The following is a 981-nucleotide window of genomic DNA, read 5'->3' on the forward strand; positions in this document are numbered from 1 at the left end:
GCAGGGTCACCGGTATGATAGATTGTTTATTCTTTTCCAAATTGAAAAACCTCCTGTGTACTTATGATATCTTAAGTTTAACAGGAGGTCGCGAGGACTCGAAGGTACCTAGCTATTCATCGCTTACTTTCTTTCGACCTGCTACCATTATTTTTTGGTAAAAGTACTTGGAAAACAGACTGAGAAACAGAATCTCTTATTAAAGACTCTATAGAATCAAAGACACATAACATTGACTGCTTAGAAGCAACACTAACTGAAAAATATAGATCGCCTGACCAATCAGAAATAACTCCAGAAAATGGGCTGGTAATTACTTTGAGAACGCACCCATACTTCGAATTGCAATATTCTGAAAAGAAAAGTATTATAAAAATTCAACAAGATATTTTTAAAATCCGTAATTTACTATCAATAATATGTGGTGAAGCTCTAACAGTAAGTTATGCTTCTTACGAATCAAAAACTATCGATATTGGGGGAAATCCCATGCCCTTTTACGGACAGTTTTATTTTGATCAAACAGATGTTACTCGCCGAGCAAATCAAGTAACATCTGCACTTCATTAGAATTCATGGTAAAATAACCTCAGTTCCTGTTCTGTATTTTTGTTTTGGGGTGATTCAATTATACCATGCAACAGGACGAAATTAGTCCACAGATTTACGCTGTGGATAGTTTAAAAGCCCGAGGCTCCCATGTTTTCCACATGTGAATACCTCGGGCTTTTGTTATTATCTATGAAACCGTAAAATTTTGGGTAAATTCAAAGAATGATAATATTAAACCAGCCTTCGTCCACTAAAAGTATTCTCATGATTTATTCTAGTTAAATAAAAGTATTCAGACAGTATGTAAAGAACAGTTATAAAATGTAGGAAAATGACAATGTAAAATTGTTGGTTTTCCTACATTTTTTATATACTCTTCTTATCCCCTATAGAATTGGAGTGGAATAGGAATGAGAAGAGATATCAGAG

At 34.1% G+C, this 981-nt stretch carries 1 protein-coding gene; it reads left to right on the forward strand.

Annotated features, from left to right (window positions below; all coding sequences use genetic code 11):
- Positions 1–210 precede the first annotated feature (210 nt).
- Positions 211–570: an ApeA N-terminal domain 1-containing protein gene (locus tag ACYQ2O_RS12395; RefSeq protein ID WP_459796720.1), complete on the forward strand. Its 360-nt coding sequence runs from the start codon at positions 211–213 to the stop codon at positions 568–570.
- Positions 571–981 lie beyond the last annotated feature (411 nt).

It is taken from the genome of Alkalibacterium sp. m-11, from assembly GCF_054658155.1.